This is a genomic window from Aminobacter sp. BA135 (assembly GCF_050859125.1).
In the GTDB taxonomy this organism is placed as follows: domain Bacteria; phylum Pseudomonadota; class Alphaproteobacteria; order Rhizobiales; family Rhizobiaceae; genus Aminobacter; species Aminobacter ciceronei.
Genome location: NZ_CP139572.1, coordinates 1,359,437 through 1,375,743 on the forward strand (window position 1 = coordinate 1,359,437; position 16,307 = coordinate 1,375,743).

At 63.5% G+C, this 16,307-nt stretch carries 23 protein-coding genes; 8 read left to right on the forward strand and 15 right to left on the reverse strand.

The window, feature by feature from the left end:
- Positions 1 to 23: 23 nt before the first annotated feature.
- A complete protein-coding gene (gene msrB, locus SLT36_RS06605) occupies positions 24 to 428 on the forward strand; it encodes a peptide-methionine (R)-S-oxide reductase MsrB (RefSeq protein ID WP_182573724.1) in 405 nt (134 codons plus the stop codon).
- Positions 429 to 502: 74 nt separating this feature from the next.
- On the opposite strand, the gene SLT36_RS06610 is transcribed toward msrB, so the two are convergent.
- From SLT36_RS06610 to SLT36_RS06625, 4 genes are all read right to left on the reverse strand, one after another.
- Complete coding sequence (locus tag SLT36_RS06610; RefSeq protein WP_432286392.1) at positions 503 to 856, reverse strand: hypothetical protein; 354 nt, start codon at positions 854 to 856, stop codon at positions 503 to 505.
- A gap of 162 nt (positions 857 to 1,018) precedes the next feature.
- Positions 1,019 to 1,831 (reverse strand): sugar phosphate isomerase/epimerase family protein, encoded by an 813-nt coding sequence (locus SLT36_RS06615; protein WP_432286393.1) that lies wholly within the window; start codon positions 1,829 to 1,831, stop codon positions 1,019 to 1,021.
- A gap of 25 nt (positions 1,832 to 1,856) precedes the next feature.
- On the reverse strand, positions 1,857 to 3,209 hold the full coding sequence (locus SLT36_RS06620) for an LLM class flavin-dependent oxidoreductase (RefSeq protein WP_432286394.1): 1,353 nt from the start codon (positions 3,207 to 3,209) through the stop codon (positions 1,857 to 1,859).
- A gap of 91 nt (positions 3,210 to 3,300) precedes the next feature.
- Entirely contained in the window at positions 3,301 to 4,284 is a 984-nt protein-coding gene (locus SLT36_RS06625; RefSeq protein ID WP_432286395.1) for a LysR family transcriptional regulator, read from the reverse strand.
- A gap of 42 nt (positions 4,285 to 4,326) precedes the next feature.
- On the opposite strand from SLT36_RS06625, the gene SLT36_RS06630 reads away from it, so the two are divergent.
- A complete protein-coding gene (locus SLT36_RS06630; protein ID WP_432286396.1) occupies positions 4,327 to 5,004 on the forward strand; it encodes an NADPH-dependent FMN reductase in 678 nt (225 codons plus the stop codon).
- Positions 5,005 to 5,062: 58 nt separating this feature from the next.
- On the opposite strand, the gene SLT36_RS06635 is transcribed toward SLT36_RS06630, so the two are convergent.
- The 3 genes from SLT36_RS06635 to SLT36_RS06645 form a co-directional block, all read right to left on the reverse strand.
- Positions 5,063 to 5,323, reverse strand: a complete 261-nt coding sequence (locus SLT36_RS06635) for a DUF2312 domain-containing protein (RefSeq protein WP_067956960.1) — start codon at positions 5,321 to 5,323, stop codon at positions 5,063 to 5,065.
- Positions 5,324 to 5,460: 137 nt separating this feature from the next.
- Positions 5,461 to 5,769, reverse strand: coding sequence for a DUF1244 domain-containing protein (locus SLT36_RS06640; protein WP_432286397.1), 309 nt, complete (start codon positions 5,767 to 5,769; stop codon positions 5,461 to 5,463).
- 11 nt (positions 5,770 to 5,780) lie between these two features.
- Complete coding sequence (locus SLT36_RS06645; protein ID WP_432286398.1) at positions 5,781 to 6,578, reverse strand: N-formylglutamate amidohydrolase; 798 nt, start codon at positions 6,576 to 6,578, stop codon at positions 5,781 to 5,783.
- A gap of 245 nt (positions 6,579 to 6,823) precedes the next feature.
- Here SLT36_RS06645 and SLT36_RS06650 point away from each other — a divergent pair, with 245 nt between their 5' ends.
- On the forward strand, positions 6,824 to 7,312 hold the full coding sequence (locus SLT36_RS06650) for a DUF1036 domain-containing protein (RefSeq protein ID WP_432286399.1): 489 nt from the start codon (positions 6,824 to 6,826) through the stop codon (positions 7,310 to 7,312).
- Entirely contained in the window at positions 7,309 to 8,745 is a 1,437-nt protein-coding gene (gene pyk / locus SLT36_RS06655) for a pyruvate kinase (protein ID WP_432286400.1), read from the forward strand. Before SLT36_RS06650 ends, pyk begins: the two co-directional genes overlap by 4 nt.
- Positions 8,746 to 8,842: 97 nt before the next feature.
- On the opposite strand, the gene SLT36_RS06660 is transcribed toward pyk, so the two are convergent.
- The 3 genes from SLT36_RS06660 to ykgO form a co-directional block, all read right to left on the reverse strand.
- Positions 8,843 to 9,892, reverse strand: a complete 1,050-nt coding sequence (locus tag SLT36_RS06660) for an alpha/beta fold hydrolase (RefSeq protein ID WP_432286401.1) — start codon at positions 9,890 to 9,892, stop codon at positions 8,843 to 8,845.
- A gap of 129 nt (positions 9,893 to 10,021) precedes the next feature.
- Positions 10,022 to 10,603, reverse strand: coding sequence for a tetratricopeptide repeat protein (locus SLT36_RS06665; protein ID WP_432286402.1), 582 nt, complete (start codon positions 10,601 to 10,603; stop codon positions 10,022 to 10,024).
- Between the two features lie 79 nt (positions 10,604 to 10,682).
- A complete protein-coding gene (gene ykgO, locus SLT36_RS06670; RefSeq protein ID WP_018429929.1) occupies positions 10,683 to 10,808 on the reverse strand; it encodes a type B 50S ribosomal protein L36 in 126 nt (41 codons plus the stop codon).
- A 243-nt stretch (positions 10,809 to 11,051) separates the two neighbouring features.
- Here ykgO and SLT36_RS06675 point away from each other — a divergent pair, with 243 nt between their 5' ends.
- Entirely contained in the window at positions 11,052 to 11,459 is a 408-nt protein-coding gene (locus SLT36_RS06675; protein WP_432286403.1) for a lysozyme inhibitor LprI family protein, read from the forward strand.
- Positions 11,460 to 11,524: 65 nt separating this feature from the next.
- Here the strand turns inward: SLT36_RS06675 and SLT36_RS06680 are convergent, their stop codons facing one another.
- Positions 11,525 to 11,866: a winged helix-turn-helix transcriptional regulator gene (locus SLT36_RS06680; protein WP_432286404.1), complete on the reverse strand. Its 342-nt coding sequence runs from the start codon at positions 11,864 to 11,866 to the stop codon at positions 11,525 to 11,527.
- Positions 11,867 to 11,996: 130 nt separating this feature from the next.
- Between SLT36_RS06680 and SLT36_RS06685 the strand changes: the two genes are divergently transcribed.
- Both SLT36_RS06685 and SLT36_RS06690 read left to right on the forward strand, forming a co-directional pair.
- Complete coding sequence (locus SLT36_RS06685; protein ID WP_432286405.1) at positions 11,997 to 12,881, forward strand: NAD(P)-dependent oxidoreductase; 885 nt, start codon at positions 11,997 to 11,999, stop codon at positions 12,879 to 12,881.
- A gap of 72 nt (positions 12,882 to 12,953) precedes the next feature.
- Positions 12,954 to 13,325 (forward strand): hypothetical protein, encoded by a 372-nt coding sequence (locus SLT36_RS06690; RefSeq protein WP_432286406.1) that lies wholly within the window; start codon positions 12,954 to 12,956, stop codon positions 13,323 to 13,325.
- Positions 13,326 to 13,389: 64 nt separating this feature from the next.
- On the opposite strand, the gene SLT36_RS06695 is transcribed toward SLT36_RS06690, so the two are convergent.
- The 3 genes from SLT36_RS06695 to SLT36_RS06705 form a co-directional block, all read right to left on the reverse strand.
- Complete coding sequence (locus tag SLT36_RS06695) at positions 13,390 to 14,409, reverse strand: 5-(carboxyamino)imidazole ribonucleotide synthase (protein WP_432288268.1); 1,020 nt, start codon at positions 14,407 to 14,409, stop codon at positions 13,390 to 13,392.
- Positions 14,410 to 14,468: 59 nt separating this feature from the next.
- Complete coding sequence (gene purE / locus SLT36_RS06700) at positions 14,469 to 14,933, reverse strand: 5-(carboxyamino)imidazole ribonucleotide mutase (protein ID WP_432288269.1); 465 nt, start codon at positions 14,931 to 14,933, stop codon at positions 14,469 to 14,471.
- 117 nt (positions 14,934 to 15,050) lie between these two features.
- Complete coding sequence (locus SLT36_RS06705; protein ID WP_067956996.1) at positions 15,051 to 15,254, reverse strand: YdcH family protein; 204 nt, start codon at positions 15,252 to 15,254, stop codon at positions 15,051 to 15,053.
- A gap of 238 nt (positions 15,255 to 15,492) precedes the next feature.
- Here SLT36_RS06705 and SLT36_RS06710 point away from each other — a divergent pair, with 238 nt between their 5' ends.
- A complete protein-coding gene (locus tag SLT36_RS06710) occupies positions 15,493 to 15,672 on the forward strand; it encodes a YdcH family protein (RefSeq protein ID WP_067956999.1) in 180 nt (59 codons plus the stop codon).
- Between the two features lie 311 nt (positions 15,673 to 15,983).
- On the opposite strand, the gene SLT36_RS06715 is transcribed toward SLT36_RS06710, so the two are convergent.
- Positions 15,984 to 16,247 carry an ArsR/SmtB family transcription factor gene (locus SLT36_RS06715; protein ID WP_067957002.1) on the reverse strand — a complete coding sequence of 88 codons (264 nt, stop codon included), beginning with the start codon at positions 16,245 to 16,247 and terminating at the stop codon, positions 15,984 to 15,986.
- Positions 16,248 to 16,307 lie beyond the last annotated feature (60 nt).

Consider the following 16,307-nt stretch of genomic DNA (forward strand, 5'->3'; position numbering starts at 1 on the left):
AACAATCGAGGGAGATGCTCAGAATGGATGCCAAGACCTTCCCTGTCACCCGTACCGATGCCGAGTGGCGCGCGATGCTGACGCCGGAGCAATACCAGGTGATGCGCCACCACGGCACCGAGCGGCCGGGCAGCTGCGCGCTTTTGTACGAGAAGCGCGCCGGCACCTTTGCCTGTGCCGGCTGCGACCAGCCGCTGTTTGAATCCAAGCTCAAATTCGAGAGCGGCACCGGCTGGCCGAGTTTCAACGACCCGGTCGAGGGTTCGGTCGAAACCACCGTCGATCGCGGCTACGGCATGGTCCGCACCGAGGTGCATTGCGCCAATTGCGGCAGTCATCTCGGCCACGTCTTCCCCGACGGCCCGCCGCCCACCGGCCTGCGCTACTGCATCAACGGCGTGGCGCTGAACTTCGAGCCTGCGGCCTAATTGCACTTCTCCGCGATACGCCCGCGGGTGCAGTTGTTCGCGCCCGCGGCACCGTCGCCTGGACCAGTCGTTGCTCAAAGCAGGCTGGCGAGGATGATCCAGAGCGTGGCGCTGATCTTGATGGGGCCGGCGTTCGGTATCCCGGCGATATCGGCAGTACGCAGCACGCTGCCATAGAGGAACAAATTGTAGGGCAGCGGGATCAGGTGGACGGCGACCGCCAGCAGGGCCGACATCTTGGCGGCCAGGATCAGCAGCGCAACCACCGTCGTGGCGACGTTGATGATGCTGCCAACCACCACCATGTCCCACCAGAACAGCTGGCCGAGCGGCACCTCGCCGTTCCAGCGGCGCGAAAAGAATGCGGAAAGCCCGCTCTGTCCGCCCAGGGGATTGTCGGAAGGATGGAATTGTCCCGCGCTGCTCATGCCCGACCTCTTCACCTTCGTGGCGAGCCGGCGTGCGGCCCGTCGCACCATGCTATTGTAGCAGGTAAATAGGGCATCATATCAGTCGTCTTTACAAGTCCAACCAAAGCTTCACTTGCCAATACAGTGAACGATTGCAAGCATTTGTCTGCCGGGCACTCGTCAGGCGAGCGGACCATCGATGTTTTCGACCAGTTGACGCGAGGCGGTCAGGCAGCGGCGTGCCCGTTCCCCAGGTGAAACGCACTCGCCGAGACGCATGATCGGAATCTCGATGCTGAGTGGCCGGTCGCTCGGCAAGGCGCGGAGATAGGCCTTCAGTGGCAACGCCCCTTCGCCGGGCAGGTCGCGGTCGAAGGCCGAGTGGCGCACCATCGTTTCAAGGTCGACGGGCGTAGGCGGAGCGTCGCAGAGATGGATGTTGTGGAGCAGGCTCTGGTCGAGCGATGCCAGTTCGGCCAGGGCGATGCCCATGCGGTTGACGTGCAGCATATCCAGAATCAGCCCGGCGTGATGGGCGGCGCCGGCTGCAACCACCGCCAGTGCTGCCTCGATCGTTCCCGCCGCCCTGTGCGCGATCGGCTCGAAGTCGACGCCGAGCCCGAAGCCCGAAGCCATTTCGGCAAGGGCGGCAAAGCGGTCCTCGATCTCGGCCTGTGCGATCGCGCCGCGCATGTCGGCGACGGCGATCAGGCGTGGCGAGCCGAGCGCTGCCGCAGCCTCCATGGCGGCGGCGCTGTGCGACAGATCGAACTCCCTGCGGATCATCCAGCTTTCGACCTCCGTGACTGTCAGCCCGGTATCGTCGAGCAGCTGTTTGCACTCAGCGACGAGCGCCTTGTTCCCAAGCAGGGGCGATGGCGCATCGGCTGCTACGGTCGGATGGATGCGCAATCCCAAGTGATCGTAACCAACCTCCGCCGCGATGCGGATCGACTCAAGCGGCGAGGCGACAGGTGCCGTCAGGTATGACATCGAGAAGCGTCTCACGGCTTGCTTTCTACCGGCGGTATCTTGAGGCTGGATGATCGTGGGCCGTGCGCGGACCCGCGCCCGTCACCTTTTCGCGAAGGGTGCCTTTTGCGTATTCGGTCTTGAACATGCCGCGCCGCTGCAGTTCGGGAACCACCATGCCGATGAAGTTCTCCATCGTCTCGTGCGCCAGGATGCGGGCGATGTTGAAGCCGTCGACATCGGCGTGCTCGACCCATCTGGCGAGCTCGTCGACGACTTGTCCGGGTGTGCCGACCATCAAGAGATTGCGGCCACTGACCACCATGCTTTCGGCTGCCTGGCGCACCGTCCAGCTGCCCTTGCGCGTCAGGATCTCCAGCTGCGAATGCGCCGCGTCCGTCTTTTCGTAGCGGATCGGCTCGTCCAAGGGATATTTAGACAGGTCGATGCCGAGTGCTGCCGACAACTGGCTCAGCATGCCTTCGACGCTGGTGTGGCGCTTGTAGTCCTCATAGCGGGCGCGGGCGAGCGCTTCGGTTTCGTCGACGATGATGGTGGCGCCGGCGAAGAATTTCAGCTTCCTGGGATCGCGGCCGAGCGCGGCGGCGCGCTTGCGCATGTCGGTCACCTGCGGCGCCACAAGCTCCAGCTTCGGCCCGTTGATGAAGATGCCCTCGGCATGGGTTGCTGCAAAGTGGCGGCCGCGCGGCGAGCCACCCGCCTGGAACAGCATCGGCGTGCGCTGCGGCGAGGGTTCGGCAGCACTCACCGCCCGGATTCTGTGATGCGGGCCGTCGTGATCGAGCTCGGAGATCAATGCCGGATCGGCATAGATGCTGCTCGCCTTGTCGCGCTTCAACGCATCGTCGGCCCACGAGCCTTCCCACAGCCCGTACATCACTTCCATGAATTCGTCGGCGGCGTCGTAGCGCGCGTCGTGCTCGGCCAGTTCGTCGCGGCCCATGGCGAGTGCGCCGCTGCGCAGGAAGGAGGTGACGATGTTCCAGCCGATGCGCCCGCGTGTCATGTGGTCCAGGGTCGTCATGCGCCGGGCAAACAGATAGGGCGTCTCGTAGGAGGCGCTGCCGGTGATGGCGAAGCCGAGGTTTTTGGTCACCAGCGCCATGGCCGGTACGATCACCGCGGGATCGAGGCTCGGCGCCAGCGCGCCGCTGCGGAAAGCCGATGCGAAACTCTGCTTGTAGGTGTCGGGCACGCCAAGCGAGTCAGCCAGGAACAGCGCGTCGAACAAGCCTCGTTCCAGCAGGCGGGCATAGTCGGCCCAATAGTCGATGCTGGTGAAGTCGAGGGCCTTGTCGCGCGGATGGCTCCACAGGCCGAAGGCGAGGAAGCTCGGATTGCACTGGTCGAGCGCGTTGAGCCTGATTTCCCGGGTCATGCGGCGGTGTTCTCCACTTGCGTTTGTGGCACAACTTCCCGGAGGCGAGGGACTGGATCAAATGACCGTTTTCGACGAGGCGATCTCGAAATCAGGCCACACCTCCCGCGGTCCCGAACTGCGCCGCCAGTGTCTCGGCAAAACGCAGCAGCACCGGCGTCTCGATCTCCTCGCGCCAGAACAGCTTCAGCGGCAGCGGCACCGAAAATCCGGCGACGTCGCGAATGATGACATTCGGCGGATGCCGCCCTGCCTGCGAGCGGTTGACGAAGGCGATGCCGAGCCCCGCGGCGACTAGGCTCAGCGTTGCCTCGGTGCTGCCGGTCTCCATCAACACGCGGATGGCGACGCCGCGTGAGTGCAGGGCCAGCGCGACCTTCTCCGCCATCAGGCCAGACTGGGCGAGGTCCATGCCGATGAAGTCGGCACCCTCGAGGTCTTCGACCACAAGCTTTGGCCGCGAGGCGAGCGGATGATGCTCGGGCAAAGCGAGCGCCAGGTCGTCCAGCACAAGCTGTCGCGACTTCAGGCTGTGCGGGTAGCCGAGATCATAGGCCAGGCCGAGGTCGATTGTGCCCGCCGCCAGCGCCTGGAATGCCTGCTCGGACAGCATTGGCGTCAGTCGGAGTTCGACCGTCGGATTGGTGCTGCGGAACGCCTGCAGACCGTCGGGGACCGGCGCAAACATCATCGCAGCACCATTGAAGCCGACGCGCAGCAGCGACACCTGGCCCCTTTCGATGAGGTCGAAGCGGCGGATGGCGAGGTCGACCTCGCGCAGGATGCGCGATGCGTCTTCCAGCAGCGCTGCGCCGGCCAAGGTCAGCCGCACGCCGGTAGGCTCGCGTTCGAACAGCCTGCCGCCGAGCTGTGCCTCCAGATCGCCGATGCGCCGCGACAGCGCCGACTGCACGATCGCCAGCCTATCTGCCGCCTTGTGGAAGCTGCCGAGTTCGGCGGCGACGACGAAGTGCTGCAGGTTCTTCAGGAGCTGGGCCCGGCGTATGCCGAGCCGGCCGAAGCTGAGGCTGTCGTTCGGGGTCTGAGCCTTTGGCTCGTCTGCACTGCCGGTCATCTGGGCACCACGCGCAAATGTTTGGTCGTACCGATTGTGCCGATGCCGAAACGAGATCGCCTCGTCCGAAAAGGTCATTTGCCGCTAAATGCCGTTGCCTGTCTCCTGAAGGCCGAAACAGAGATGCCTCGGGAGGACAGAATGGCTGCGAGACCCCTAATCGTCGGGATCGGCGGAACGACACGCAACGGCTCGTCTTCGGAGCGGCTGCTGCACCGGGCGCTGGCAGCGGCGCAGGCGGCAGGTGCCGATACGCTGGCCTTCAGCGGCGAAGGGCTGGTGTTTCCGATCTATGGCACCGTCGCGCTCGGCGCGGCCGAGCTGGCGTTCGTCGAAGCCCTGCGCCGCGCGGACGGCGTCGTCGTTGCATCACCGGGCTATCACGGCTCGGTGTCGGGCATGGTCAAGAATGCGCTGGATTACGTCGAGCACTTGCGTGGCGATATCAGGCCATATCTCGAAGGGCGGCCCGTTGGGCTGATCGCCGCAGCCGCCGGCTGGCAGGCTGGCGGCTCAACGCTGCAGCATCTGCGCTCGATCGTGCACGCCCTGCGCGGTTGGCCGACGCCGTTGGGCGTCATTGCCAATTCGTCGCTACCGGACTGTGATTGTGGAGACCAGATCGCGCTGATGGTCGATCAGGTCTTGAACTTTGCGGGCGCGTTTGGCGTGGGGAAAGCCAGTATGGCTGCGCGGTTGCAGTCCCGAAACGTGGCGTAGATTGCTTGCTAAGATGGCTGCGGCGGGGTCGCTTGGATGCGCCGCAGCCATATTGGCCTCAGCTCATGCCGAGAGCGGCTTTGTAGAGGTCGAGGATTGCTTCCGCCTCGTCGCGCTCGGCCTGGTCCTGCTTGCGCAGGCGGATCAGGGTGCGCAGCGCCTTGGTGTCGAAGCCGGTGCCCTTGGCCTCAGCGTAGACGTCCTTGATGTCGTCGGAGATGGTCTTCTTTTCTTCTTCAAGCCGCTCGATGCGCTCGATAAAGGCGCGCAACTGGCCGGCGGCAACGGTCTGGCTGGTATCGGTGATTTCGTCGGCCATGGGGCACTCCGCAATTGTGATTGGAACAGCGCGACTCGGCGCGCCATGGGGCATTTCGGCCCGGTTCGATGCCCGATGACGGCAGGAGGGTCAAGGGGACGTGGCGGCGCAGCTGACACGACGCGACGTAATATCGCCTAGTGATCCTTGGGTCGACTGGCCTCGAAGGCGGTCTTTTGCGCATCGCTGGCGTCGCGCTGATACTTGGCCTGCCACTCGGCATAAGGCATGCCGTAGACGATCTCGCGCGATGCCTCCTTGGACAACTCGACGCCGGTGCCTGCGGCTGCGTCGCGATACCAGTTGGACAGGCAATTGCGGCAGAAGCCGGCGAGATTCATCATGTCGATGTTCTGCACGTCGGAGCGCTCGCGCAAATGTTCGAGCAGGCGGCGAAAGGCAGCCGCCTCGAATTCGCGCTGCTGCGCCTCACTGAGTTCGGCCATGGTAACCTCCTTCACAGCGGCCCGGTGCGCGAGCCGAATTGTCTGACTTCGTGTATGTCGGCACGGCGGTTGATCGCGTCAACCATCGGCGCCAGCCGATTTGCCCAGGCTCCGGCTCCGGCGTCGTCGCCGATCAGGTCCTGCCTGACTTCGATCAGCGCATGGGCAAAGCCGTTGACGATGCAGTGCTTGTACATGGTGTCGCCGCGCAGAGCCCCATCATAGGGCTCGTTGTCGCCGACGACCAAGCCGATGTCCTCGGCCAGCATCTCGATCAGCGGCCAGGCGGCACGATGGTCCATGTCCCACAGCACGCCGGCATGCCACGGCCGGATACGGCCCTGCATGACAGGCGTGAAGGAATGCACCGACAGGATGAAGGGTGCCGTACCGGTCTCCCGGTGCACCGAGGCGATCATGGCGCCGACAGCGTCATGATAGGGTCGGTAGAAAGTGTCGAGCCGGCGCTCGCGCTCTTCCCCGGACATTGGATAATTGCCCGGGATGACCGAGCCGTCATAGAGTTGGCGGATCAGGGTCGGGTCGTCCTCGCCGCGATTGGGGTCGATCAGAAGGCGCGAAAAATTGGCCATCACCGCCGGCGCGCCGATCAGCGCCGCCAGCTTGCGGGTTACCTGTTCGGCGCCGATGTCATAGGCGATGTGGCGCTCGAACTCCTCGGGCGGCAGGCCGAGATCACCATATTCCTGCGGCAGGTCGCGCCGGGCATGGTCGCACAAAAGCACCAGCCCCTGGGCGCGGTCGCCGTCGATGATTTCGAACGGGGCAAAGAGAGTGTTTCGCGTCATCGGAGGCAAATTGTCCTTCGGCACGGCTTCGGTGTAGGTTTTGACGCCGTTGCAGCTGTGGGGATATGTGCTAACGCCGTTGTTTTGCCAACCTTTTTTCGAATATGCCAGATGGGGTGGCAAATCACGGCGGCCGAGCGCATCTAAATCGATTGGATAAGCGCCGTGCCATGCGTTGACATGCGCTTGCACATTGCCGAAAAGGGCACCAGAAAATGAAAAATACGTCGAAGAGGGGCTTGGGGATGGAACTTGCCGGGAGGCCGCGCGCACGCTCAGCCTTCGCATTGCTTTTCCTGTTCCTGGCGGTTCCCCTGTTTGCCTCCGTTGCCGCGACGCCTGCGCGTGCCGATTTCAGGGTCTGCAACGCGACGCAGAGCCTCGTCGGCGTCGGCATCGGCTATCGTGCCAAGGCGGGCTGGATCACCGAAGGCTGGTGGCACATCGAAGGGCAGACCTGCAAGACGCTGATCGAAGGCCCGCTGTCATCGAGGTTTTATTATCTCTATGCAGAAGATGCCGAGCGGGGCGGACGCTGGGACGGCCCCATCAACATGTGCGTGGCTGAAAAAGAGTTCAAGGTTGCCGGGGTCACCGACTGCGTAGCACGCGGTTTCCAGCGTGCCGGCTTCCAGGAATACGACACGGGCGAGCAGGCGAACTGGATGGTCCAGCTCACCGACGAGCCCGCAACGGGCGGCAATGCGGCCGCCTCGGGAACGAACGGTCAATGAGACGTAGCCGCAAGGTCAAGATACTCGCCACACTCGGTCCGGCCTCTTCCGACGAGGTCATGATCCGCAAGCTCTTCGATGCGGGCGCCGATGTCTTCCGCATCAATATGAGCCATACCGACCACGATTCGATGCGCACGCTTGTTGGCCGTATCCGTGCGGTCGAAGAGGCGGTTGGCCGGCCCATCGGCATCCTCGCCGACCTGCAGGGACCCAAGCTCCGCGTTGGCAAGTTCGCCAATGGCAAGGAAGAGCTATCAGTCGGCCAGACCTTTACCCTCGACGACAACCCCGACCTCGGCACGTCGAGCCGTGTCCACCTGCCGCATCCTGAAATCCTCAAGTCGGTCCAGACCGGCCACCGCCTGCTCATCGATGACGGCAAGCTGGAGCTCAGGGCAACCAAGACCGACGGCAAGTCGATCGTCTGCACGGTCGTTGCCGGCACCAAGATTTCCGACAAGAAGGGCGTCAGCCTGCCCGACACCGACCTGCCGGTCGGCGCTTTGACTGAAAAGGATCGCAAGGACCTCGACGCGGTGCTCGAAACCGGCGTCGACTGGGTCGCGCTGTCCTTCATCCAGCGTCCCGAGGACCTCGCCGAGGCGCGCAAGATCGCCCAAGGGCGCGCGCTCCTGCTCTCCAAGATCGAGAAGCCGCAGGCGGTTGCCCGTCTCGCCGAAATCATCGAGCTGTCCGATGCCTTGATGGTCGCCCGTGGCGATCTCGGCGTCGAGATGCCGATCGAGTCCGTGCCCGGCATCCAGAAACAGATCACCCGCGCGGCTCGCCGTGCCGGCAAGCCTGTGGTCGTCGCCACCCAGATGCTGGAATCGATGATCACGGCCCCGGTGCCGACCCGTGCTGAAGTTTCCGACGTCGCAACGGCGGTGTTCGAAGGCGCCGACGCCGTTATGTTGTCGGCCGAGTCGGCTGCCGGCCAGTACCCGGTCGAGTCGGTCGCGACCATGGACCGGATCGCCCAGCAGGTCGAAAAGGATCCGACCTATCCCGGCATCATCAACGCCCAGCGTTCGCAGCCGGAAGCGACCGGCGCCGACGCCATCTCACTTGCGGCGCGCGAAATCGCCGAGACGCTGAAATTGTCGGCAATCGTCACCTACACCGCTTCGGGCACCACCGGGCTGCGCGCGGCGCGTGAGCGGCCGCAGGTGCCTGTCATCGCGCTGTCGCCGATCCTCGCCACCGCGCGCCGCCTGTCGCTGCTCTGGGGCACGCATTGCGTCGTCTCGCCGGATGCGGTGGATCTCGACGACATGGTCGACCGCGCCTGCAACGTCGCCTTCAACGAAGGTTTCGCCGCTGCCGGCGACCGCGTCATCATCACTGCCGGCGTGCCGCTCCGTACCCCCGGCTCGACCAACATGCTGCGCATCGCCTATGTCGGGCCGGAAGGCAAAGGCAGCAGGTAATTTATGGGAGTAGGGGAGTAAGAAAGTAGGGGAATAGGCGGCTTAAGCCGTCCTGCTCGTTCTCGATATTCCCTTACTCCCGTATTCCCCTACTCCCTTAATTTGGCGCCTTCTCGTTCACGCACATATCCGTCCCGAACGCGTCGCCGGCAATGCGGGGCTCGACCTGCCGCGCCATCGCCTGCAGGTCACGTGGTTGGCCGGCGAGCTTTTCAACCGCTGCCGCGACCAGATCAGGTGCCACCCAGTCGGGTTTGTGGCCGAGGTTCCTGACCCAGACCAGCTCGGCATCAGGAATGTCGCGGGCAAGGCCGATCGAATGGATCTCCTCGTAGACGACTGTGTCTGCGTCGCCCGACAGCACCACAGTCGGCGCCTTGATTTCGGGATAGCGAGGCGCCGTCTTCAGCGCGTGCCGGTACAAGCCCTCGACATCAATCGCATTGGCGCGAAACGGCTGCGGCCGCAGGACCAGCTTGATGGAGGCTTCGTCGACATAGAAATCGGGCACCTTGTTGGGCGAGAAGACGCAGGTCGTGGCCGCATCGATGCGCATCAGCCCGGCCGGATTGGCAACCATCGCGGCGAACAGCCGCCCGACCACCGGCCTGGCGCTCAGGCTGTAGTACCAGGAGGTGTCTCCGCCCGGCCAAGGATGCGTTGCCGCCGACAGGAACAGCAGCCCGCGCGTCTTCTCAGGGTGCTCCAGGGCGAAGGTCGCCGCGATCGAGCCGCCGAACGAATGGCCGATAATGATGGCGTCCTTGACACCGAGCCTGTCCATCAGGGTAGCGATGGTCGTGGCCTGCCCTTCCTGCGTCTCGTTGCTGCTGGGCCCGCGTTCGGACCAGCCATGGCCGGGCCGGTCGAAAAACAGCATCTCGGCGCGGCCTTCGAATTGTGGCCTGAGCGGCAGCATCTGGTCCTTCAGGTTGGCGGATGCGCCGTGGATGAAGACCAGCGGCGGCAGCTCCGCGCCAACAGGCGCCGGTACATGGACGTAATGGATGTTGGCGCCCGCTATGTCGATGAAGCTGCCCACCGGCGGATTGCGGCGCTCGATCAGCCATGAGGCCACGCCGGTAAAGCCGGCAAGGGCAAGCACGATCGCAACGAGCAGGACCAGGACGAAGGTGAGGATGTTCATGCGTGCGGGTGGCGTGAGGGGGATGGGGGTACGGGATGGGAGTAGGGGAGTGGGGAGTAAGGGAACAAGGGTTGGGGCAGTAATAGGCGACGTTCCCCTATTCCCCCACTCCCTTATTCCCCTGTTCTCTCAAATCCCTTCGCCCGCAAGCTCTTCCTCCAGCCGCGAAACCTCGTTTTGGGCATTTCGCAGCATCGGGTAGATGACCAGAACACGCTGCCAGGCCTGCAGTGCCAGCTCGTTGTGGTTGGTGGCGGCCATGATCTGGGCCATGCCGGAGAGGGCGCCGAAATGGCGCGGCTCAAGCTCCAGCGTGCGTTCGATGTCGGTCATCGACTTGCGGAAGTTGCCCATCATGAAATGCACGGTGGCGCGGCGGTTCCAGCCTTCGGCATATTGGGGCTGCAGGGTCACGACCTGGTCGAGAAAATCGAGGGCGACGTCGAACTTCTTGGCTTCCAGCGCCTGCTGCGCCCACAGCATCATGAGGTCGACGGAAGCGCTGCCAGACCTGTACCAGGCTTCCCAGATCCGGTTGGCGAGGCGTTCGGCGGCCTTTTCGTTGCGCTCACGCTTGAGGTCGGAAAACAGCGAATCGAGCTGGGTGTCGGCCTTGGCGACGACGGTATTGCCGCTCGTCTGGGCAAACGCCTGGAGCGGCAGCGGCGTTGCCGCGATGGTCAGGACAAAAAAGGCAAAAACGCTCCGCATGCGGAAATTCTAGACCCCCGCATGGGAACGTCAAACTGAAATTGCCGTGATGCGCCGGCCGCGAGTGGCCGGACGAGCATCAGCCCTGGCGGGCCTTGTAGCGCGGCGCAGTCTTGTTGATGATGTAGATACGGCCCTTGCGACGAACCAGCTGGCAGTCACGATGGCGGCCCTTGAGCGCCTTGAGCGAATTCTTGATCTTCATGTCACTAACCCGTCAGATGGGGCCCATCTTCCGGGCCGAAACCAAAAGCACGCCCAAAGTGCGCGCCCAATTTGTGTGAGTGGCTCTTAGACGAGGAGTCTTTGCCAGTCAACCGCGACAGGGCACAGCATGGCGGATTGATTGGCTTTTTTGCCGGCAATGGTCATGGCCGCGCCGGGACCGGGACTTGCCAGTGGACGGCCTCACTGGAATCCTCCCGCTCGTCAGACAAAGGAGAGGCAGATGCGGCTTTCGATTCTCTTGATCTCAATGGCCGGCGTGATGGTGGCATCGGTGGCGTCGGCCGAGGAGTGCGACCGCAACGACCAGACCCAGATGGGCATGAACACCTGTGCGGCCCAAGACTACGTGGCCTCTGACGCCAAGCTGAATTTCGCCTATGGTGACATCATGAAGCGCCTGTCCGACAACGCTGGCGCGCGCAAGCTGTTGCAGGACTCGCAGCGCGCCTGGATTGCGTTCCGCGACGCCGAGTGCAAGTTCGCCTCCTCCGGCGTCGAGGGCGGATCGGCCTATCCGATGATCCATTCCGGCTGCCTGCAGAGCCTGACCGATGCGCGCGTGGCGCAGCTCGGCAGCTATCTCAAATGCGAGGAGGGCGACCTCAGCTGCCCGGTTCCGGGCCAGTAGGGCCGTCTGTCCGGATGCTTGCCCGCTTGCTACGTCGGGCAAAAGGGCGACCGATTGGTATCGTCTCAGGCGTATTCTGTTTTGTCCTGAGCCTCGCACGGGAAGCCGAACTGCGCACCCCAACGGCATAGCGAGTCTGCTGCCGCATTGAGGGCTGTGCCGCGTTCGGTGAGCGAGTAGACAACCTTGGCCGGCAATTCCGAATAGACCTTCCGGTCGACAAGCCCGTCGGCCTCCATTTCGCGCAATTGCTGCGCCAGCATCTTTTCGCTGATTCCGGGGATCGACTGCCTCAGCCGGCCAAACCGGCGCGATGCCGTTCCGAGCTGGCAAAGGATGTCTATCTTCCATTTGCCTTCGGTCATCCTGACAGCCGCGGCAAAGCCATTGTCCGCCATCTTGTCCATGCATTTCTCCTTACCGTCAGGTGACCACTTACGTCCGGGTTCGTATTGTGCGCCGCCCATATCGGCATACCTCCACCACGTCGCGACCGACGTCGCTTCGTGGCGCCGCCACCGGATATGGAGAGTTGGAATGAAGCGTTCAATCGCGGTTGTTGGAACCGGCCGCATGGGCTCGGCACTTGCCCGCGCCCTGCTTGCCGAGGGGCATCGGACGATCGTCTGGAATCGTACAAAAGACAAGGCCGAACCGCTCGCCTTGCTCGGCGCAACCGTCGCATCTTCAGCACTTGAGGCCGTGACTTCAGCTGAAGTCATCATCGTGAATGTCAGCGACTACAAGGCGACTGCAGGCATCCTGCGCGACGATGCGGTCGCTTCCGCCGTCCGCGGCAAGCTGATCGTCGAACTGACGTCGGGAACGCCGCAAGGGGCGCGCGAAGTTGCCGAATGGTGCGCCAGGCACGGCGCCTTCTACCTCGACGGCGCAATCATGGCGACGCCGGATTTCATCGGCACTGACGCGGGTACGATCCTGTTCTCGGGGCAGGGCGAGGCCTTTCAGGAAAACGAAGCCGTCTTTCGCGCATTGGGCGGTAATGTCCAGCATGTCGGACAAGACCCTGGACGCGCCAATGCGCTTGATAGCGCTCTGCTGGCGCTGATGTGGGGTGCCTTGTTCGGAGCGCTCAACTCGATCGCCGTGTGCCAGGCCGAAGACATCGAGCTCGGTGAGCTGGGCCGGCAGTGGACGGCGACAGCGCCTGTTGTCGAAGGGCTTGTCACTGATCTCATCAAGCGCACCGATGCCGGCCGTTTTGCCAGCGACGCGGAGACGCTTTCGTCGATTTCCATCCATCACAGTGCGTTCCAGCACCTCCTGGAACTCATGGATGCGCGTGGCATCGACCGATCCGTGGTTGACGGATACGGCTTCCTCTTCCAGCGGGCGATTGCAGCCGGCCAGTTGCATGGAGATTTCGCGGCGTTGACGCAGTTCATGGGTAAGGCCGCCTGAGAGCCACCGCAGCGAGGAGGCTGGCCACCTGTCGGCCAGCCTCATGCCAACACTTGATATGAAGGAAACGGAATGTCTCTGACGCTTCTCGTCGACACCTATTGCTCTGCCTGGTCCACGGAGAATGCCGGGCAGCGGCGAGCCCTGCTGCTTTCGGTGTGGAGCGAGGGTGCAACCTACACCGACCCCTCCGTCCATGCCGAAGGCGTGGAAGAGCTGCTTGCGCATATCGCGGGAATTCAGGCCAGGCACCCCGGAGCCCGTATCCTGCGCACAAGCGAGGTGGATGTTCATCATGGCGTCGCGCGCTTCGCGTGGCAGTTCGTGATGCCCGATGGATCATCGCCGCCCGAGGGCCTCGACATCGCCTTTGTCGACGCCGACCAGAAACGCATAACGCGCATCATCGGCTTCTTCGGTTCGCTGCAAAGGCCTGCTGCGTGAGTTTGGCAGCAAGGCGAGCCGGCGCGGCCACAGATGCAGCCGGCCCCATGCTGAGGACTGTCTTTTAGCGGCGCGGCAACAGCCGCGTGAAATGGCCCATCTTGCGGCCGGGGCGGGCTTCGGCCTTCCCGTAGAGATGCACAGCGACGTCGGGCTCGGCGAGCAGGGCCGGCACCCTTTCGATGTCGTCGCCGATCAGGTTTTCCATGATGCAGTCGGAGTGGCGGTTGGCGTCGCCGAGCGGCAGGCCGGCGACGGCGCGGATGTGCTGCTCGAACTGCGAGACCACGCAGGCCGCCTCGGTCCAATGGCCTGAATTGTGTACCCGCGGCGCCATCTCGTTGACCAACAACGAGCCGTCGGCAAGGACAAAGAACTCGACGCCGATGACGCCGACATAATCGAGTGCCGTGAGGATCTTGCGTGCCGCGTCACGTGCCGCCATGGCTGTTTCGCTGCCGATCGTGGCCGGCAGCGTCGAGGTCGCCAGGATGCCGTTGCGATGCACGTTCTCGGCCGGATCGAAGACGGCGATGCTGCCGTCGGTGCCGCGCGCGGCGATGATCGAGATTTCGCGTGCGAAGGCGACGAAGGATTCGAGCACCAGCGGCACATTGCCGAGCGAGGCGCAGGCTCCATCGAAGCCGCCTGTCGTCATGTTGCGGAAGACCATCTGGCCCTTGCCGTCATAACCCATGCGGCAGGTTTTCAGCACGCCGCTGCCGTCGAAGGCCTTCAGCGCTTCCGCCAGCTCGGCATCATTGTTCACAGAGCGGAAGCCGGCTGTGGATATCCCGATCCCGTTCAGGAAGGTCTTTTCGACAAGCCGGTCCTGCGCAACCTCGAGGGCGCGTGCCGGCGGGTAGACGGCGATCGTGCGGCTCAGCCGTTCGGCAGCGACAACCGGCACGTTTTCGAATTCATAGGTGACGACGGCACTGGCGCGCGCCAGTTCGTCGAGGGCCGCGGGGTCGTCGTAGGCAGCAGCGATCTGGCGGTTGGCGACCTGGGCAGCCGGGCAGTCTGCCTGGGGCTCAAGAACGATGGTCTGGTAGCCGAGGCGAGCCGCCGCCATGGCCAGCATGCGGCCGAGCTGGCCGCCGCCGATGATGCCAATGGTGGCGCCGAGGGGAAGGGGCGCGCTCACGCGTCGTCCGTCGGCTGTTCGGCGACCCGTGCGGTCTGGGCGGCGCGCCACTCGTCGAGCCGGATGGCAAGCGCGTCGTCGGACAGGGCAAGCACGGCCGCGGCAAGGAGCGCTGCATTGGCAGCACCGGCCTTGCCGATGGCAAGGGTGCCGACGGGGATGCCGGCCGGCATCTGGACGATGGAAAGCAGCGAATCCTGGCCCGACAAGGCCTTCGATTCGACCGGCACGCCGAACACCGGCAGAGAGGTCATGGCTGCAGTCATGCCGGGAAGATGGGCAGCACCGCCGGCACCGGCGATGATGACGCGGAAGCCGGCTGCCTTGGCGCCCTTGGCAAATTCATAGAGACGGTCAGGGGTGCGGTGGGCCGAGACGATGCGCGCCTCAAAGGCGATGCCGAGCACGTCGAGCAATTCGGCGGCATGGCGCATGGTCGCCCAGTCAGACTGGCTCCCCATGATGATGGCGACGTCGACCCTGTCTTTGCTCACGCGCGGCACCCCTGCTTGATAAGCCTGCGCTTAACCGAAATGCGCTGCCATCGCAACCAAAGGCCGTCCGAAAATGGCGGTTTCTCAGGCGATGATGTCGGGGATGATGCGGTCTTCGATCTGGCTGATCTTGTCCTTGAGGACCAGCTTTTTCTTCTTCATCCGCTGGATCTGCAACGTATCGCAGCCCATCGCGATCATCGCGTTGATTGCGGCATCAAAATCCGCATGGTCCTGCTTCAAGCGTGCAAACTCGAGACGAATCTCGGCTTGTTCCTGTTCCGACATGTCTACCGTCTGCAAACTCACTGGCGCACCCGGGGCGCTCCTAAGGCGGGGTCGGCGACTCCTTGTCACCGGCGCGAAGCCCTTATCACATTTCACGCTGTCAGGAAATGCTACCACACTTTATTCGACATCGCCGACGGGGGATGGCAGACTGTCATGGTTCCGTCACAGAGCACTGTCTGCGGTGGGCAGGGCTGTGCCCGGAGCATCGAGGAAACCATGAAAGGGAGAACCAATCATGTCTCTTGCTTCCCATCTTGAAGAACTCCAGCGCAAACATGGTGACGTCGAGCGCCAGCTCGGCGAAGCAATGAATCATCCATCCATGGACGACCTGCAAATCGTAGCGCTGAAGCGTCGCAAGCTGGCTCTCAAGGACGAGATTGAAAAGCTGAAAGGTGACCCGACGCAGCACTAGGCTCAGTCACAGCACTAGGCTCAGGCACGAGGTCTCCAGCAAGGCCCTGATTTTCGGCAAGGGCCCGACAGCCGGCGGCGAAGCAACATCGCCGCCGGATCAGGGTGATCTTTATCAGCCAAATCATCGCATGACCGGAACAGCGCATCCGCAGCGGGATGCTCGTGCGTATCGGTGGTTGAGCCGGCGCTGCCGCCAGGCCATTGCCGTGATCAGCCACATCATTGGCACGTCGCGTTATTGCCCAGCATAGGACTGGCGCATCCATCCTCCTGGGCATGACCGCCTTCGAGGCGGCACCGGACAAAGCCTCAGGCGTCCCAGAACTGGTCCAGCCAGATGTTGAGCTTGCGGAAACCGGCAACGCTGACCGCATAAACCCGGCGCGTGCCTTCGGCGCGGGCGCTGACAAGGCCGGCGTCGAGCAAAACCTTGAGGTGTTGTGACACCGCCGGGCGTGAAACCGGCAGGCCGGCGGCAAGTTCGCTGACGGTCTTGGGGCCACGCCGTAATTCTTCCAGCAGATGGCGCCGGTTGGCATCCGATATGGCGAGGAAGGGCGCGTCAGTTGTCATGGCTCATTTGTGCCGCAACATCGGCGAAATCTCAACTACCGGTCGCAATCGCCTTACTGG

What these genes read in the sequence shown, in the direction of transcription:
- SLT36_RS06620 (WP_432286394.1), bottom strand. Translation starts at nt 3,209, where the DNA reads ATGACCCGGGAAATCAGGCTCAACGCGCTCGACCAGTGCAATCCGAGC.
- SLT36_RS06695 (WP_432288268.1), bottom strand. Translation starts at nt 14,409, where the DNA reads ATGCTGGCCATGGCGGCGGCTCGCCTCGGCTACCAGACCATCGTTCTT.
- SLT36_RS06715 (WP_067957002.1), bottom strand. Translation starts at nt 16,247, where the DNA reads ATGACAACTGACGCGCCCTTCCTCGCCATATCGGATGCCAACCGGCGC.
- SLT36_RS06680 (WP_432286404.1), bottom strand. Translation starts at nt 11,866, where the DNA reads ATGGACAAGATGGCGGACAATGGCTTTGCCGCGGCTGTCAGGATGACC.
- SLT36_RS06610 (WP_432286392.1), bottom strand. Translation starts at nt 856, where the DNA reads ATGAGCAGCGCGGGACAATTCCATCCTTCCGACAATCCCCTGGGCGGA.
- SLT36_RS06690 (WP_432286406.1), top strand. Translation starts at nt 12,954, where the DNA reads ATGTCTCTGACGCTTCTCGTCGACACCTATTGCTCTGCCTGGTCCACG.
- SLT36_RS06650 (WP_432286399.1), top strand. Translation starts at nt 6,824, where the DNA reads ATGGAACTTGCCGGGAGGCCGCGCGCACGCTCAGCCTTCGCATTGCTT.
- SLT36_RS06675 (WP_432286403.1), top strand. Translation starts at nt 11,052, where the DNA reads ATGCGGCTTTCGATTCTCTTGATCTCAATGGCCGGCGTGATGGTGGCA.
- purE (WP_432288269.1), bottom strand. Translation starts at nt 14,933, where the DNA reads ATGGGGAGCCAGTCTGACTGGGCGACCATGCGCCATGCCGCCGAATTG.
- SLT36_RS06665 (WP_432286402.1), bottom strand. Translation starts at nt 10,603, where the DNA reads ATGCGGAGCGTTTTTGCCTTTTTTGTCCTGACCATCGCGGCAACGCCG.
- SLT36_RS06660 (WP_432286401.1), bottom strand. Translation starts at nt 9,892, where the DNA reads ATGAACATCCTCACCTTCGTCCTGGTCCTGCTCGTTGCGATCGTGCTT.
- SLT36_RS06635 (WP_067956960.1), bottom strand. Translation starts at nt 5,323, where the DNA reads ATGGCCGACGAAATCACCGATACCAGCCAGACCGTTGCCGCCGGCCAG.
- SLT36_RS06615 (WP_432286393.1), bottom strand. Translation starts at nt 1,831, where the DNA reads ATGTCATACCTGACGGCACCTGTCGCCTCGCCGCTTGAGTCGATCCGC.
- SLT36_RS06685 (WP_432286405.1), top strand. Translation starts at nt 11,997, where the DNA reads ATGAAGCGTTCAATCGCGGTTGTTGGAACCGGCCGCATGGGCTCGGCA.
- SLT36_RS06625 (WP_432286395.1), bottom strand. Translation starts at nt 4,284, where the DNA reads ATGACCGGCAGTGCAGACGAGCCAAAGGCTCAGACCCCGAACGACAGC.
- SLT36_RS06645 (WP_432286398.1), bottom strand. Translation starts at nt 6,578, where the DNA reads ATGACGCGAAACACTCTCTTTGCCCCGTTCGAAATCATCGACGGCGAC.
- SLT36_RS06640 (WP_432286397.1), bottom strand. Translation starts at nt 5,769, where the DNA reads ATGGCCGAACTCAGTGAGGCGCAGCAGCGCGAATTCGAGGCGGCTGCC.
- SLT36_RS06705 (WP_067956996.1), bottom strand. Translation starts at nt 15,254, where the DNA reads ATGTCGGAACAGGAACAAGCCGAGATTCGTCTCGAGTTTGCACGCTTG.
- pyk (WP_432286400.1), top strand. Translation starts at nt 7,309, where the DNA reads ATGAGACGTAGCCGCAAGGTCAAGATACTCGCCACACTCGGTCCGGCC.
- SLT36_RS06710 (WP_067956999.1), top strand. Translation starts at nt 15,493, where the DNA reads ATGTCTCTTGCTTCCCATCTTGAAGAACTCCAGCGCAAACATGGTGAC.
- ykgO (WP_018429929.1), bottom strand. Translation starts at nt 10,808, where the DNA reads ATGAAGATCAAGAATTCGCTCAAGGCGCTCAAGGGCCGCCATCGTGAC.
- msrB (WP_182573724.1), top strand. Translation starts at nt 24, where the DNA reads ATGGATGCCAAGACCTTCCCTGTCACCCGTACCGATGCCGAGTGGCGC.
- SLT36_RS06630 (WP_432286396.1), top strand. Translation starts at nt 4,327, where the DNA reads ATGCCGAAACGAGATCGCCTCGTCCGAAAAGGTCATTTGCCGCTAAAT.